9 protein-coding genes, 1 tRNA gene and 1 other RNA gene are annotated in these 16,843 nt (G+C 61.5%); 2 read left to right on the forward strand and 9 right to left on the reverse strand.

The window, feature by feature from the left end; translation table 11 throughout:
• Window positions 1-2 precede the first annotated feature (2 nt).
• From I6E73_RS12205 to ffs, 6 genes are all read right to left on the reverse strand, one after another.
• A complete protein-coding gene (locus tag I6E73_RS12205) occupies window positions 3-2,201 on the reverse strand; it encodes a DNA polymerase III subunit gamma and tau (protein ID WP_197125946.1) in 2,199 nt (732 codons plus the stop codon).
• 283 nt (window positions 2,202-2,484) lie between these two features.
• Window positions 2,485-6,645: an IPT/TIG domain-containing protein gene (locus tag I6E73_RS12210; RefSeq protein ID WP_197125948.1), complete on the reverse strand. Its 4,161-nt coding sequence runs from the start codon at window positions 6,643-6,645 to the stop codon at window positions 2,485-2,487.
• A 244-nt stretch (window positions 6,646-6,889) separates the two neighbouring features.
• Window positions 6,890-8,890 (reverse strand): acyltransferase family protein, encoded by a 2,001-nt coding sequence (locus tag I6E73_RS12215; protein WP_197125950.1) that lies wholly within the window; start codon window positions 8,888-8,890, stop codon window positions 6,890-6,892.
• Between the two features lie 114 nt (window positions 8,891-9,004).
• Window positions 9,005-10,126, reverse strand: coding sequence for an acetate/propionate family kinase (locus tag I6E73_RS12220; protein WP_197125952.1), 1,122 nt, complete (start codon window positions 10,124-10,126; stop codon window positions 9,005-9,007).
• Between the two features lie 2 nt (window positions 10,127-10,128).
• Window positions 10,129-12,267, reverse strand: a complete 2,139-nt coding sequence (gene pta / locus I6E73_RS12225) for a phosphate acetyltransferase (RefSeq protein WP_197125954.1) — start codon at window positions 12,265-12,267, stop codon at window positions 10,129-10,131.
• A gap of 54 nt (window positions 12,268-12,321) precedes the next feature.
• Window positions 12,322-12,418: signal recognition particle sRNA small type (ffs, locus tag I6E73_RS12230), an RNA gene on the reverse strand.
• A 143-nt stretch (window positions 12,419-12,561) separates the two neighbouring features.
• Between ffs and I6E73_RS12235 the strand changes: the two genes are divergently transcribed.
• Both I6E73_RS12235 and I6E73_RS12240 read left to right on the forward strand, forming a co-directional pair.
• Window positions 12,562-12,646: transfer RNA gene (locus I6E73_RS12235), tRNA-Ser, on the forward strand.
• A gap of 63 nt (window positions 12,647-12,709) precedes the next feature.
• Window positions 12,710-13,351, forward strand: a complete 642-nt coding sequence (locus I6E73_RS12240) for a hypothetical protein (RefSeq protein WP_307784305.1) — start codon at window positions 12,710-12,712, stop codon at window positions 13,349-13,351.
• 96 nt (window positions 13,352-13,447) lie between these two features.
• Here I6E73_RS12240 and I6E73_RS12245 read toward each other — a convergent pair whose 3' ends face one another.
• From I6E73_RS12245 to I6E73_RS12255, 3 genes are all read right to left on the reverse strand, one after another.
• Window positions 13,448-14,383: a carbohydrate ABC transporter permease gene (locus I6E73_RS12245; RefSeq protein WP_129073070.1), complete on the reverse strand. Its 936-nt coding sequence runs from the start codon at window positions 14,381-14,383 to the stop codon at window positions 13,448-13,450.
• Window positions 14,380-15,270 (reverse strand): carbohydrate ABC transporter permease, encoded by an 891-nt coding sequence (locus tag I6E73_RS12250; protein WP_129073069.1) that lies wholly within the window; start codon window positions 15,268-15,270, stop codon window positions 14,380-14,382. Before I6E73_RS12250 ends, I6E73_RS12245 begins: the two co-directional genes overlap by 4 nt.
• 74 nt (window positions 15,271-15,344) lie before the next feature.
• Complete coding sequence (locus tag I6E73_RS12255; protein ID WP_197125957.1) at window positions 15,345-16,616, reverse strand: ABC transporter substrate-binding protein; 1,272 nt, start codon at window positions 16,614-16,616, stop codon at window positions 15,345-15,347.
• Window positions 16,617-16,843 lie beyond the last annotated feature (227 nt).

Below are 16,843 nucleotides of genomic sequence, written 5' to 3' on the forward strand. Positions count from 1 at the left end.
GGTTACTCGTCTCTCGGCTGCGGCACCACACGGGGCGCCACTTGCTCTTCTTCGATAAAGGTCGCGTTCAGCAGTTCGCGCACCACGGATTCGCCATAACGCGAACGATCCATTTGCGCTGCCGTTGCCGACATCGCTGCTTTCGCCATTGATTCTGGCGGGGCTGGGGGCGCAGCAGCTGCCGCTTCTGCCAGCCGGTCGGCCGTTGGCTTCTTCGCCGCTTGCTGGGCTTGCTGCGCTTGCGCGTTAGCAGTGCGTTGAGCTGCAGCGCCACCGCGTGCTGCAGAAGGATCGCCTTCAGGTTCTGGCTCGGACTCGGGGATAGCCGCTACAGCCCATCCCCCGGGTTCACGATCTTCGGCCGGCGCAGGTTCCTCAGGCTCCGGGCCCTCATCAACGGCGGGCGCGGTGCGCTGCGGCGAGCGCGGCTGAGCCGTAGGTTCCGGCGACATCTCGGGCGCGGGCATCCGCGATTCTTGCTGAGGTGCTGCCGCGGCGGGACGACCTGCGGGCGGCGCTGACGGCGCACCCTCAACCTTGGCGATGAACGCGGGCTCGAAACCGAGCACGTGCACCACGGCCTTCTTGAGATAGTCGCCGACTCCTTCGCCAGGAGCACTGCGCTGCTTGAGAGCATCGACGTCACGTTGGCTGGGGAACGAGAGCACCAAAATCTTGTCATCGCGCAGCTCGAGAGGCTTCGCAGTGAATACCACCATCCAGGCGGTGCGCTTGAGGTTTTCGACAACATCGAGAATCTCGGGCCAGGCGTCTCTCACCTGCTGAATCGACACGGGCGTCGTGCGCGGTGCAGCGGGGGCGGAGAGACCCGTGTTGGATGCTGCGGGCGCGGGCGGCGAGGAAGCGGCTGCGGGCGCACCTGCTGGTGCCACCGATGTCGCGGCAGGTGTCTCCGGTGCCGACGCGCGTGGAGCCTCCGCACCGGGACGTTCAGCCGGTGCAGCCGCAGAGGCAGGGGCCGCAGCACGCGACGGTGCCGCGCTCGCAGCGGGAGCAGCCGCGATGGGTGCGTCACCCTCAATACCAATACGACGCTCGAGGCGCTCGACCCGGGCCAGAGCACCACGTTGCGTGTTATCGCTTGCGGGAACCAAAATGCGCGCAATCATCAGTTCGAGATGCAGCCGCGGCGAGGTCGCACCGGTCATTTCGGAGAGCGCTGCGTTGATGACATCAGCCGCTCGCGAAAGTTCAGCAGCGCCGAGCGTGTGGGCTTGCTGCGCCATGCGCTCAAGTTGATCTTGCGGGATGCCGCGCAGCACGGAGGCCGCGTTGTCTGCGGTTGCCGCAACAACGATGAGGTCGCGCATCCGCTCTAGAAGATCTTCAACGAAACGACGCGGATCTTGACCGGTCTGGATGACGCGGTCGACCGACGAGAACGCAGCGGCAGCGTCGCCAGTGCCGAGAGCATCAATCACTTCGTCGAGCAGCTCAGCGTGGGTGTACCCCAGCAACGCAACGGCGCGTTCGTAACCGACCGTGGCGGTGTCGGAACCAGCGATGAGTTGGTCGAGCAGCGAGAGAGTGTCGCGCACCGAACCGCCACCGGCACGAACAACGAGCGGAAGCACTCCTGGCTCAACCTCGACGTTCTCGCTTTCACACAACTGCTGAACGTAGTCGAGCATCTGGGCAGGCGGAACCAAACGGAAGGGGTAGTGATGGGTGCGCGAACGAATCGTGCCAATCACCTTGTCAGGCTCGGTAGTCGCGAAGATGAACTTCACGTGCTCCGGCGGCTCTTCAACAATCTTGAGCATCGCGTTGAATCCCTGAGGCGTCACCATGTGCGCCTCGTCGAGAATGAAAATCTTGAAACGGTCGCGGGCCGGGGCAAACACTGCGCGCTCGCGCAAGTCACGGGCATCCTCAACACCGTTGTGGCTTGCCGCGTCAATCTCAACAACATCGAGCGAACCGCCACCATCACGCGACAGCTCTACACACGACGCACACACACCACAGGGAGTGTCAGTCGGGCCCTCGGCACAGTTGAGGCAGCGCGCCAGAATTCGGGCGGATGTCGTCTTGCCACAGCCACGCGGACCACTGAACAGATACGCGTGATTGACTCGATCGGTGCGCAACGCTGTGCGCAGCGGATCGGTCACTTGAGATTGGCCGATGAGTTCAGCAAAAGTCTCGGGCCGGTATCGGCGATATAGGGCAGCAACCACGCCCCTAGCGTAGTCGTGCCCGCTGACGATCCCAACGCGCGCTGAGCGAACACGCGTGGCTCACGCTCTTCTCAACGTGTTTCGAAATCGACCAAACTACCCGGCCGCCGGTTCCGAATCATCTCTGGTCGGCTGGTTACCGACCACAGCCACACCTGATCCGTGGCATGCGTTACCCGAATAGACGTGCAGGGCTCACCCGGGGGGTGGGAAAACCCTGCACGCACTTAGCTCTCGAGGCGAGTGAACGGGCGGCAGCACTCCAGTGCGCTGCCGCCCCTATTCACGCGCGATGGCGCCCGGTGGGGCGTCGAGAAATCATGAATAGTCCGCCGGCACCGATGAGGGCGACAGCGAGCCAAGCAACTGAGGAGCCGGACGAACCGGTGAAGGCGAGGCCGTCATCCGCGGCCGCCAGCGTCGTGAGTTCGAAGGTGAAGCCAGGAGTGCTGACCTCCAGCGCACCCGACGCGACCATCGCGGGAACCCACATCGCTTCGTGTTCCGGAGTGATCACGGTGGCGACTGTGTCACTCAGAACGGTGAAGTTGGAGCCCCACACAGCGCCGAAGCGAGCTCCGGTAGCGGCCGAGAATCCAGTTCCACGAAGCGTCACCAGAGTGCCACCATCATCGGGACCGACCAGTGGCGTCATGGACATGACGACGGGCGTTACGACGTAGGTGAAGTTGCCGCCATCAGCATCACCAATCGGATGCTGCACTACGACAGCCGCTGCGCCTTCAGAACCTGCAGGTGTGGTCACCGTAATTTCGGTATCGCTCACGACCGTGAACGACGTTCCGGCATCCCCGTCAAAGGTCACTCCGGTTGCGCCGGTGAAACCGGAACCGATGATCGTCACTTCGGTTCCTCCTGTGAGCGGCCCTTCATTCGGGCTGATCGAGGTCACCGTGGGCGGCGCCACGTAAGTGAAGTCAGCGGGGGCAGAGTTGCCAACTGCGTGAGCAACCACGACATCGATTTCTCCGGCCGAGCGTGCGGGGCTTGTCACCGTGATCTCGGTGTCGCTCACGACCGTGAACGACGTTCCGGCATCCCCGTCGAATGTGACGCCCGTCGCTCCGGTGAAACCAGAGCCGGTGATGGTGACGACCGTGCCTCCCGCTGTCGATCCGGTTGCGGGAGCCAGCGACGCAATCGTTGGTGCCGAAGTGTAGGTGAAGTCGCCCGCAGCAGCATTGATGATCGGATGCACGACGACAACAGCCGCGTCACCCGCCGCATGGGCTGGACTCGTGACCGTGATTTTGGTGTCACTGACGACAGTGAACGACGTTCCGGCATCCCCGTCGAACGTCACGCCCGTCGCCCCGGTGAAACCAGAGCCTGTGATGGTGACTTCAGTGCCGCCAGCCAAAGGACCCGAGGTAGGAGTGAGGTCGCTGACGCTGGGGTTAGCGAGGTAGGTGAAGTCTCCCGCCGCGGCGTTTCCACCCGCGTGCTCCACTACGACAGCAACCGCGCCGGCTGCGTGTGCCGGGCTCGTCACCGTAATCTCGGTATCGCTCACGAACGTGAACGACGTTCCAGCATCCCCGTCAAAGGTCACACCGGTTGCTCCGGTGAATCCGGAACCAGTGATCGTCACGGCTGTGCCGCCTGCGATTGGTCCCAGGTCAGGGCTCATTGCAGAGACCGTCGGTGCGGCAACGTAGGTGAAGTCGCCTGCGTTGGCGTCGCCGGCAGGGTGCTCGACCACGACCGCGGCAGCACCCACCGTGCCCGCGGGTGTCGTCACAGTGATCTCGGTATCGCTGACGACGGTGAACGACGTTCCGTCATCGCCATCGAACGTCACGCCGGTTGCTCCGGTAAAGCCAGTGCCCGTGATCGTGACTTCCGTGCCACCAGCGAGCGGGCCCTCATCGGGAGCGATCGAGGACACTGTCGGTGCGGCTTGATAGCTGAAAGTGCCCGGCGACGAATCGGATGGCGTGTTCTGCACGATCACGTCAACAACGCCAATAACGTGTGCCGGGGTGGACACAGTGATTTCGGTGTCGCTCACGACCGTGAACGACGTTCCGGCATCCCCATCGAAGGTGACGCCTGTCGCTCCGGTGAAACCGGTGCCCGCGATCGTCACGACAGTGCCGCCCGCGACCGGACCGATGTTCGGTGACAGCGACGAGATAATGGGAGCAGCGGTGTACGTGAAGTCACCCGCGGCAGCGTCTCCAATCGGATGCTGCACGACCACCTCAATGGTTTCCTCGACATGCGCGGGGCTCGAGACGGTGATCTCGGTGTCGCTCACTACAGTGAACGACGTTCCGGCATCCCCATCGAAGGTGACCCCCGTGGAGCCGGTGAAACCGGTACCCGTGATCGTCACTTCAGTGCCGCCCGCGAGCGGACCTTCGGTCGGTGTCATACCGGAAACCGTTGGCGCTCCGCGGTACGTGAACGTGGCGGGAGCTGAATTACCGGTTGCGCGTTCAATAATCAGGTCGACAGCGCCCAGGGCGTGTGCCGGGCTCGTCACCGTGATCTGAATGTCGCTATCGACGGTGAACGACGTGCCATCGATGCCATCAAAAGTGACGCCCGTGGCACCCGTAAATTCAGAACCGGTGATGGTCACCACAGTGCCGCCAGCGATCGGGCCGAAGTTCGGTGTGAGGGAGGAGATGAGAGGTACCGGCGTGTAAGTGAACTCGGCAGCATCCGAAGCACCCGCAGGATGTTGGATGATCACATCGACGTCGCCCGCGGCGTGCGCGGGGCTCGTCACGGTGATTTCGGTGTCGCTCACGACCGTGAACGTTGTTCCGGCATCCCCATCAAAGGTGACTCCCGTGGAGCCTGTGAAACCGGTACCCGTGATGGTCACCGCGGTGCCGCCCGTTGCGGGGCCGCTGGAGGGATCGACGTCGGAAATGACGGGGATCACACCCGCATGGTTCGGGCCGACGGCGGAGCGTGCGACATCCAACTCAAGAAGGCTGGCCACCGGACCTTGGGCGAGCAGCCCCACGCGCAGTGCCGTTTCGACAAATTGCTGTTCGGGTGCTGTGCCGATGAGCTCTTGGTTGTTGATAGTGATCGCGAGCACGGACTCTAGAGCTGTGAAGACCGGCGAAAGCGCATCGATCACGGGCGTAACGACGCCCGACTGTAAACCGGCAATAAAGATCTGCAGTGCCGACGTGCTGGGGTCGAGAAGATCGGATACGAGAGGTGCAAGCGCCGCACTGACGATCGCGTCCGTTAGCGCAGTGACAGGAATAATGCCGAGGGCCGTAATGCCGATCGTTGCCGACGAACTTGCGAGTTCAGCGAGGGTGCCAGACACAGTCACTTGGGCGAGAGGAGCTGCGCCCAACCCCAAATTCACCTCGATGTCGACTTCTGCGGCCTCGAGTGCCGCTGTGACGGCGTCTTCGACGTTGTCGGCGAATTGCCCGACCAAAGTTGTTATGGATGCGGTAATCGCGGTGAGCTCTGCGGAGGTCAATACCGATGTGTTTGCCGGCTGCCCAGAAAGCGAACCACCCTTCAGCTCGGCAAGATCGACAGTGATCTCTCCCGTGCCGAAGTCGATCGTTACAGCGTCGGAGGTCATCGGAGTGTAGAGCGGCGCGATCGCGCCGGGAAGATCCAGCGTGACACTCGCCGACGTTCCCGTCGTCGAAACGAGACCAAGTCCGCCGAGCGCGCTCAAAGCGACAGTAGATATTGTGCCCACAAGAGAACCGCCGGAGCCCGCAATTGTATCCACGGCCCCGGAAAGAGTTCCTGCCAGCCCGTCAACTGTCGAGCTCACTCCGGCAACGGTGTCGCTCGTAAGTTTGAGTTCAGCGCCAACGATTTCGTAGGTGCCTGTGGCAGCGGCAGGGGCAGCCGCTTCTGCGCGCGAACTCGTTGCTCCCAGTTCAAGCGACAGCGCCGTGAGTTCACTCGCCAGCCCTGAGTCAAGAACGTCAGCAAGATCAAGAGCGAGCGGCGAGGGACGATCGCTCACATCGAAGAGCGCTACGCCGACATCGCCATCAACATCGACGAGTCCCGTGGCAGCAATCGAGCTGCCGTCGTCGGCTGCTTGCGAGAACGCGCTCAACACACCCGCATCGGCGAGCGCGATCGGCACACCGATTCCACCCACGGTGGCAGTGACCGCCGCGAGCACGCCGACTCCGGAGGTGTCCGTCTGTAGAGCTTGGGTTCCGTCGTTGCTCGCGGCTGATGCGCCGAGAAGAGCCAATTCGCCGGCGAGCAGTCCCGAGAGCACGCTCCCCGAAAGGTAGGCAGACTCCGCGGTGGAGGCATCGCCCGCGACCGCGTGCGCCGGAGCGCCAGTAGAGAAGACAGAGAGCGTGACAAGCCCCGCAGCGGCGAACGTAGCTACGCTCGCGCGAATGGTGCGCGCCTGACCGCTCGTACGCTTGTTTGTACTAAAAATTGGTTCCCTGAAAACCACAATGCCCCCCAGATCGCGAGACCGGTGCACCGCGTGCACACAGTCTCAACTCGAATAGTGGTGAGCTACTCGCAGGGTGGTTGGCCCAACGTTGAGACCGCCCGAATTCGGTCTCGAAACCATAATAAAAGCTCACAGCTGGGCAATACAAGAGTCCACAATGGGGGACAAGAAAATTGGTCTATCGGGTTACAGCTTCAACCGATTCCCGTGCTAGACGCAGTTCCACATCGGCAATGGTCAGCTACCCGACGAGCTCCACAAGCATCTTTCGAAGCTCTGGGACCTGGGTCATCGTCCAAGATCGCGTCAAGTGGTTGTAGTCCCGGTAAACCGGTATGTCACCATCCATGACCTTGCAGTATTCGTCACACAGAACGTCGTTAGTGGTGAAGAATGCATCAATTTCATGCCCAGCCATAGCTTCTCTCGCGACCTCTTGCAGCACGGCGGTCGCGTCTAATGCCTCATCCCGAGGTGAAGCGCAGCTCTCCGCAGTGGCTCCGGGCTCGACCAGACACGTACTGGGGTCGTAATCAACGCGAGGGTTGTCCTGAATGATGCCGACGCGAGGACTCCACTGTTTGAACAGCGTCAAGGTCTCGTCGTAGGACGATCGCCACAGGTCGAGTTGCGCAGGGAGATCCAGTTCCCCGCCATCTGGCTCAACGATCCTGCCGTCATAAGCCTCCGCTTGAGAAATCAAGACCGCATCCGGCTCAATTTCTTGGATGATGGCTCGGGTCTCCTCGACAAACGACGGGCATCCTTCCGTGAACGTCCCCCGTGTGCTCACAGTGTCAGCTCCAATTGCCGCGCACGCGGTAAGCCAGCGAACCACCAGACGAATGTCTTCTTGCTTTGCCGCCTCCGCCAGAGCATCCTTCCACTGACCGGCATGTGAGTCACCGACCAGAACTACCGTGACGGGGCTATCAACCGCACCCATTTCGCACAGCGCGATGTCAAGAACCATCGTGGTCTCACGATCGCACTCGGGAGCTGGCCTATCGAGGCGCACATCTTGAAATACCGCGTACCGCTCCCCTGCATTGTTTCCCTGCACGATGGCACCGCCGACCGCTAACAGCCCGACAAGGGTGGCAGCACCGGCAGCGATAAACGTGCGCCGCAGCGATTGCGTTAGCGCGGGATTAAATCGAATCGGGTTCTCCACGAGGTAATACGTGAGGACTGCAGCACCCAAAGACGCGAGCGCAGCTGTGCCAAGGACCCATGAAGTTTGCGTCTCAAACGCCACTCCCGCCAAGACAATGAAGGGCCAGTGCCAGAGGTACCAGGAGTAGGACAACTTACCGACCCACTGCATCGGCGCTATCGCCAAGAGGCGAGCAGGCCAGACTTGAGTCTCGCCCTCGCGCGTGCGACCGCCAAGAATGATCAGGATGGTTGCCAGGACAGGCAGCAGCGCGGCGAAACCGGGGAATGGTGCCGCTTCCGTCAGCAGGAAGACAGTGCCAAGAAGCACGACTCCACCGACCACGATCATCGTCGCGCGAAGCGCCGGTGCTCCCAAGAATTTGGTCGACAGCATTGCGACTAAACCTGCCGCTGCGAATTCCCACGCTCGGGTGGGAAGCAGATAGAACGCTGCCGCCGGGGCGGTCTGGGTCCAGTAGAGCGAGAGAGCGAACGACAGCACGATCGTTACCGAGAACGCAACGAGGAGGATGCGCTGAATCGACACCCCACGACGGCGCGCAAAGGCGGCCGCGGCAATGATGAGGAGCGGCCACAGCACGTAGAACTGTTCTTCAACACCGAGCGACCACATGTGGAGGTACGGGCTCGGATCGCCGAGATCGACCGCAAAATAGTCAGTCGCTTGCTGCGCGAAAACAAAGTTGGAGATGTAGAGCAGGGCCGATCCGGCATCCCGCCCCAGTGTCGACCACTGCAGCGGAGAAAGTATCCACAGAGCAAGCGGTAGCGTCACGAGAATCATCAGCACCGATGCGGGCAGGAGCCGTCGCACTCGTTTCGCCCAGAACTGCGCAACGTTCACGCGGCTCGTTGCGGTGACCTCGCGCACGAGGTTCGTGGTGATCAAGAACCCCGAAATGACGAAGAAGACATCGACGCCGATGAAGCCGCCGCTGAATCCGGGGAAACCAGCATGGAAAGCGACAACGGGGCCGATGGCAAGGACCCTGAGCCCGTTAATGTCTCCGCGAAACCAATGAGCTGGCCGCGCAGCGGAACTGCTGCTCCGAACTTGTGACACGTCTCCCCTGCCTTGCCCGGCCTGCCCGAACCGTCGGCAGACTATCACTCCGCTGGGCGAAGAGTTGTCTAATCCTCGCAGCGCCGCCGCGGAAGTACCCGCACGGCTCGTCGTCTATCGGGCTACAGCTTCAACCGATTCCCGTGCTATCTGCAGTTCTTCGTTCGTTGGAATGACGAGAACCTTCACGCTCGAATCGGATGCCGAGATGACGCGCTCGCCACGATTGGCTGCGGCGTTAGCCGCGACATCCATCTCGATCCCAAACGATTCGAGACCCTCGACCGTCGCGAGGCGCGTGTTGGCGTTGTTCTCGCCGACGCCCGCGGTGAACACGACGGCGTCCGCTCCGCCAAGGGCCACGAGGTACGCCCCCAAGTAGTGACGCAACCGGTGGTAGTAAACACCGAGCGCTGCCTGCGCCTGCTCATCGCCAGCATCCGCCTTCGATTGCACATCGCGCATGTCTCCGGTGCCGGTCATGCCGAGCAATCCACTCTCACGGTTGAGCAAGTGGTCTAAGCCGGGGAGGTCCATTCCGGCCCGGCCGAGATGAAAAAGTGCCCCAGGATCGATGTTGCCCGAGCGGGTGCCCATCACGAGCCCCTCGAGCGGAGTCATGCCCATTGAGGTGTCGACGCTGCGACCACCATCGATCGCGCACACGGATGCTCCATTGCCCAGGTGAAACACGATCAGTTTGAGATCGGCGAGATCTTTGCCCAGCACCGCAGCGGTCCGCTCCGAAACGTATCGATACGAGGTGCCATGAAAACCGTAGCGACGGATGCCGTGCACTCGAGCCAGTTCCGTGTCAATCGCGTAGGTGTACGCGTGGGGTGGCAGCGTGCCATGGAATGCGGTGTCGAAAATCGCCACATGAGGCACGGTCGAGAACGTCGCTCGCGCTGCGCGAATGCCCTTCAGATTGGCGGGGTTGTGCAACGGCGCCAGCACTGAAATCTCTTCAAGGCGGTCCTCGACCTCATCGGTGATCACGGTCGCCTGCGTGAACTCGGCTCCCCCGTGAACAACGCGGTGGCCAACGACGGCCGGATGCTCGTCCCCGAGCTCCGCAAGGATCTGCCGCATCCCGTCGTCGTGGTCCGCTGCGCCTCCGCCGGGTTCCCCGATGCGTTCCACGATGCCGCCGCTATAGACGGAACCGGACTCGGCATCGAGCAGTTCCCACTTGATCGACGATGAACCGGAGTTCACCACGAAGACGGTTGTCATTCTTACTCCTTGGCAGCGGCATCATCGGCGATGCCCTGTAGCGCGGCAGCCTCGGCGGCGACCGATTGAGCCTGAATTGCAGTGATCGCGACGGTGTTCACAATGTCTTGCACGAGCGCCCCACGCGAGAGATCGTTGATCGGTTTGCGGAGGCCTTGAAGGACAGGCCCGATGGCCACTGCTCCGGCGCTGCGCTGCACGGCTTTGTAGGTGTTGTTGCCCGTATTCAGATCGGGGAATATGAACACGGTCGCGCGGCCGGCAACTTCTGAGTCGGGCATTTTAGATTTGCCGACGGCGGCATCCACGGCAGCGTCGTATTGAATAGGGCCGTCGACGGCAAGATCCGGGCGTCGTTCGACCACGAGCGCGGTAGCGGCCCGAACCTTGTCGACGTCAGCACCGCTGCCTGAGGAGCCGGTGGAGTACGACAGCATGGCAATGCGCTGCTCGATGCCGAATTGGGCGGCAGTCGCGGCAGAAGAGATAGCGATGTCAGCGAGTTGAGCGGAATCCGGGTCGGGGTTCACAGCGCAGTCACCATAGACAAGGACGCGGTCTTCAAGACACATCAAGAACACACTCGACACGATCGACACATCGGGCTTGGTTTTGATGATTTCAAAACTCGGGCGGATGGTGTGAGCCGTGGTGTGCGCGGCGCCCGAGACCATGCCGTCGGCCAGCCCCAAGTGCACCATCATGGTGCCGAAATACGAGACGTCGGTCACGGTGTCGCGCGCGACCTCCATCGTCATTCCCTTGTGGGCGCGCAGCTTCACATACTCCGTCGCGAATCGGGTGCGCAGTTCTTCATCAAAGGGGCTCAGGATGCTCGCGGCCGAGATATCGAGACCGAGTTCAGCGGCGCGGCCACGCACTTCACCCTCGTCACCCAGGATCGTGAGCGTGGCAACGCCACGGCGCAACAGCGTGCTCGACGCGCGCAAAATGCGGTCATCACTGCCCTCCGGCAACACAATGTGCTGCGGGATGCTGCGAGCGCGATCGAGCAGACCGTACTCGAACATGAGCGGCGTGACGACGGTGGGCGGATGCAGGTCGAGTCGACGCAGCAGCTCTGCGGCATCCACGTGCTGTTCAAACAGGGCAAGCGCCGTGTCGAACTTGCGGGGAGACTCGGCAGCCAAGCGACCGCGCGTCTTGGTAATAATGCGCGCGGTGTCATAGGTGCCGAACGACGTGCGAATCACCGGCAACGACACATCGAGACCATCCATGAGGCGCTCGATCTGGGGCAGCAGATCAAAGCCACCATTGAGGATGATGCCCGCAAGCGAAGGGAACGTCTCCGACGCGTGCGCCATCAGCGTCGCCAGCAACACATCCGACCGGTCGCCAGCAACCACCACGACCGAGCCCTCGATAAGACGCAGCAGCACGTTCTCCATCGTCATACCGGCCACGACCACGCCGAGCGCTTCACGCTGCAACAGATCATCGTCGCCGCGCAGCAACTCACCATCAACGGCAGTGAGCAGAGAGGCAAGGCTGGGTGCGATAAGGAAGGGGTCTTCGGGGATAGCCCACACCGGAGTATCGTCGCCGACCGCCGCGCTGACTCCGGCGATGATGTCGGTCATGAAGTCGGGGTCAGATCTGTTGACGATCACGCCGACCAACCGCGCGTGGGCGGCATCCAATTCTTGATGCGCTATCGAATACACCTGAGCCATGTCGGCGGGGCTGCGGCTCTCGCCGTCCTCAGACTGACCACCCAGTACTAGGAGCACCGGAGCACCGAGGTTTGCGGCGACGCGTGCGTTGTAGGACAGCTCTGTCGGGCTGCCGACATCCGTGTAGTCAGAGCCCACAATCACGACAACGTCGCACTGCGCCTCGACGGCCTTGAACCGCTCGATGATGCGGCTGAGCGCCAGCTCGGGGTCAGCGTGCACGTCGTCATAGCCCACGCCGACAGCCTCGTCGTAGCTGAGATTGACTGCTTCGTGACCGAGCAACATCTCTAAGACGTAGTCTCGCTCATCGCTGGTGCGAGCGACGGGCCGAAACACACCAAGTCGTTTCGCTTCGCGACTAAGCGTGTCGAGCAGACCGAGGGCGATGGTGGACTTGCCAGCGTGGCCCTCGATGGAGGTGATGTAGATATTCCGCGTCACCTCTCCAGCCTACGCCGGAAGATACGCCCCAGAAGGAGATGCCGGGCGCTTAACAGAAAAGACCCCTCGCGCACCCGCCAGAGCCCGGTTACCCTTGCTACGTTTCCGTCCTGGGGGAATTGGCCTGGATGGCGCCACGCGAGGAGCCGCCCCCAGTCTACCCAAAATTATTGCCCCTCGCGCGCCGGCGGCACTCCCCGAATTCACGGCGTTCGGAACGTCGATTACCACTGGGCCGCCCACCCCGTTATGATCACTTGAGGCTGTTTGCGCTAACGCGCGTTCAACCTCTCAGGAGAATTCGCCTAGTGGCCTATGGCGCACGCTTGGAAAGCGTGTTGGGTGCAAGCCCTCGGGGGTTCGAATCCCCCATTCTCCGCACTTACCCCATTGTGATCGCCCACGCGAAAAACCGAAGGGAACGCCGTTGTCGACTAGGCCAGTGAGCCTCAAACCTCGCCGTGACGATCCTCGTCGGCGGCTAGGTCAACCCCGTTCGCTCTTGTGGCGCGGGTTTCAGGCTTGGCTGATTTTCACGGTAATCGTGTTCGGCGCGCTGTATACCCTCACGATTCCGGATGGGCCGTGGCTTGCGGTTGTGATCACTCACGCGGTCGCTATCGCCGCCGCCATAGCCGCGTGTGTTTCCTACTTTCGCAGCGCCATCTGGATCGGTGCAAACTCCCCGCTCGTCACCGAGCGCGGTTTTTTCTTCGGGCGACTGACGCACTTTGACAAGTCAGATGCCACCTTGATCGTGCGGTCAACCGTCTTCACGAGCGATGGCTTGGAGTCGCGGGCTGAACTCTCCGTGATGGGTCACAACGGCCGTCGCCTGTTGCGCATGCGTGGACAGTATTGGGCTCCCGAGGATTTCGAATTCGTCGCCTCTCACTTCAACGTGCCAGTCGAAACAATTCCCGGCACCGTTTCCCACGGCGAAATTCGGCGCGATTACCCCGAAACCCTGTATACCTACGAGCGGTACCCCCTCCTCGTGGTCGCTATTGCGATTGGCACCACGGCCGCGGTTGCCGGTGTCTTTGCCGCAGCGCTCACGGTCATCAACGCCCTCGCGCGCTAGCGACGGCCGCAGCTCCCCTTAACGCGCAAATGCCGCGGTGCCGGCGCCCTCTGGATGGGCAACAGCACCGCGGCATTCGCGGCGAGGAGATCTGAGCTAGCTCTTGACCGAGCCGCTCATCAGACCACCGATGAAGTACTTGCCAAGCACGATGTACACGACCAGCGTGGGCAGCGATGCAAGCAGCGCACCCGCCATCGCGGCACCGTAGTTCGCCAGTTGAGCGCCCTGCGCCAGGTTGTTGAGCGCGAGTGACACGGGCCCTTCATTCTGGTTCGACAGGAACAGCGCGAACAGGAAGTCGTTCCACGCTGAGGTGAACTGCCAGATGATCGTGACAACAAAGCCGGGAAGCGACAGTGGCAAGACGATGCTGCGGAACGTGCGCAGCATCCCCGAACCGTCCATGCGGGCAGCCTCCATGAGCTCATGAGGGATGCCGGCGTAGTAGTTGCGGAAGATCAACGTACAGATCGGCAGACCGTAAATCACGTGCACCACGAGCAGGGTGGAGACATCGCTCGGCAAGCCGAGGCTGGTCTTCATCTGCACGAGCGGCGTCATGATCGCCTGGTACGGAATGAACATTCCGAACAGGATGAACGTGAAGACGACGTCGGCGTACGGGAAGCGCCAGCGGGCAAGCACGAAGCCGTTCATTGCTCCGAGGAACGACGCGATCAGTGCGGCAGGGATCGCCAGCAAGAACGTGCGACCGATGGATGCCGACAACGCGTTCCAGGCGAGAGCCCAGTTGTCGAAGCCGGTGGGTCCACCCTCGAAAGCAGGCTCCCACGGCCAACGAACCGGAAGCCCCCACGAGGTGGCGGGGTTGACGTCCTGTGGCGGCTTGAGGCTCGTGACGATCAATACGTACACGGGCATCAACACAATGACCAGGAAGAACACCAGCAGTACATACTTCGCGGTGCGGCTCAGACCAGCCCGCGCACGAATCGCCGAACTCTGCGGCATGTGCGACTCAGTGGTGGGTTCGCTTGGCTTCTTGTCGAGTCCAGTTGCGACACTCATCCTTGCCTCTTCTCTGCGCGAGCGGTGTAGATCAAGTAGGGGACGATTACGACGGCAACGAAGAGCAACAGGATCGTCGCGATCGTGGCCGACTTGGCGTAGTCGTTAGAGGTCAAAGCAACCCACAGGTAGGTTGCGGGAACCTCGGTCTGGTAGATCGACTTCGTGATCGCCATGATGAGGTCGAAGACCTTCAGCGACATGTGGCCCACGATGATGAGAGCCGACAGCGCGACGGGGCTGAGCTGGGGGAAGATCACGTAGCGGTAGAGCTTCCACTCGGTCGCGCCATCCATGCGCGCTGCTTCGCGCAGCTCTTCAGGGATGCCACGGAAGCCCGAAAGAAAGAGCGCCATGACGTAGCCGGCGAGCTGCCAGATGGCGGGCAACGCAATGGCCGCCATGCCCCAGGTCGGATCGTTCCACCACGAGTTCTGGAGAAAGTCGAGCCCGAGGTTCTCGAAGACCCGGTTGAGTCCGGATGCACGGTCACCCTCAGCGCTGTTGAGCAACCAGCGCCAGACGACACCGGATGCCACGAACGAGATCGCCATGGGGAACAGGAACACCGAGCGGAAAACGCCCTCTGCGGTGACGCCCTTGTCGAGCATCCACGCCCACAAGAATCCGAAGATCATGGTGCCACCGATGAAGAAGAGGGTGAAGATACCAAGGTTCTGAAGCGAGTGGATGAAGCGCTCTTCGCCAAACAGAGCGATGTAGTTATCGAGCCCAACGAACTCGGTAGCGGGAACAAGACTGTTCCGGTTGCTGAGCGACACCGAGATGTTGGCGCCGATCAAGCCATAAACAAATATCCCGAGAACGATAATCGTCGGGGATATTAAGAGGAGCGGTGGGCCCCAGTTTTTGTATCCTTTTTTCACGCGCGAGCTCCTCGGTTTGCACGGTAGTGGGTGAGGGCGTCTCCACCCTCACCCACTATTTCTCGTGGTGCTAGTTAGCCCTGAGCCTTGTCAGAAGCAGCAACTAGTCCGGAAAGCAGCGATGCTGCGTCGCGGTCGGCGCCGAACTTACCGATGGCCGAAGAGATGTCTCCTGACCAAGCGATGCTTGCGGCTGCTCCGTGTGCGAGCGAGCTAACAACGGTGTCTTCACCGAACGACTTGATAGCCGTCTGCTGGTACGCGGGGTAGTCAGCAGCAACCGTGTCGGTGCGTGCCGGGATCGAACCCTTAGCGAGGTTGAATGCCTTCTGGCCTTCAGCCGAGCTGATGGTCGTCAGCCAGTCAATGGCAGCTGCTTCGTGAGGAGCACCTACCGAGAGAGTGAACGAGTCAGCGAGGAAGTCGAAGACTCCATCGGTGCCGGGGGTTGCCCAGGTGGTGTACTCGTTGTCGTAGGTCCAACCAGCCTGCTGGAATGCAGACTCGGCCCAGTCACCCATGACGTTGTAAGCAGCGTTGCCATCGAGAACGATCTGCGTTGCAGCATCCCAGTCGAGGCCAGCGAAGTCGCTGTTGGTGTATTCGAGCAGGTCGCCGTAGTGACCGATCGCGGTCTCTACTCCAGCGTCGTCCCAGGCGGTGTCGCCGGTCCAGAGTCCCGAGTAGCCCTCGGCGCCAAGGTCAGCGATGAGAACGTTTTCGAAGAGCTGCATCTGAGTCCACTCGGTGCCGAGCGCGAGAGGAGTCTCGACTCCAGCGTCCTTGAGCTTCTTCAGGTCTACAAGCCACGCGTCGATGTCAGCAGGAGCAGCCTTGGGGTCGATCCCGGCATCCTCGAGCACCTGGGTGTTGGCCCAGACTACGTTGGCACGGTGGATGTTGCTGGGTACCGAGTAGATGGCACCGTCAACGGTGATGCGCTCGATCAGGCTCTCGGGGAAGACATCCGTGAGGCCGTTCTCTTGGTAGAACGAGCTGAGGTCTTGAAGCTGACCAGCGTTGATGTAGTCCGTGAGCTCTGCTCCGGCATGGGCCTGGAACGTGTCCGGCGGGTCGTTCGACTCGAGGCGTGATGCAAGAGCTGCCTTGGCGTTGGAGCCGGCGCCACCAGCTACAGACGCATTGATGAACTCAATGTCAGGGTTCTGCTCTGCGAATACCGTGACGAGAGCGTCAAGGCCGACCTTTTCGGATCCTGAGGCCCACCAGGTGAATACCTCAACCTGGTCAGCGTTGTCGGGGTCTGAGCTAGGGGTGCTCGAGCAGCCCGCAAGAACGAGGCCTAAGGCCACCGCCCCGGCGATAATGGAAAGTGGCTTACGCATTCTGTGTTCCTCCATTGGAATATGAGTGCTGTTCCGTTCAAGAAGTGAATCGGACGTTCACCAGTAAACTGTCTAACCGTTGGGTTTGACAAGTGAACGCAGCAAGTTTTTGCACATTCGTATGGTCACAATTTGGCAACAGCGAGCTTGTTTTGGTTCACTGCCACCGCCGACTGGAGCGAACCTTGCGCTCTACTTCCGCTAGAACACTGGGTTTTAGGCGCGTT

It is taken from the genome of Salinibacterium sp. SWN248, from assembly GCF_015864575.1.
Classification (GTDB): domain Bacteria; phylum Actinomycetota; class Actinomycetes; order Actinomycetales; family Microbacteriaceae; genus Rhodoglobus.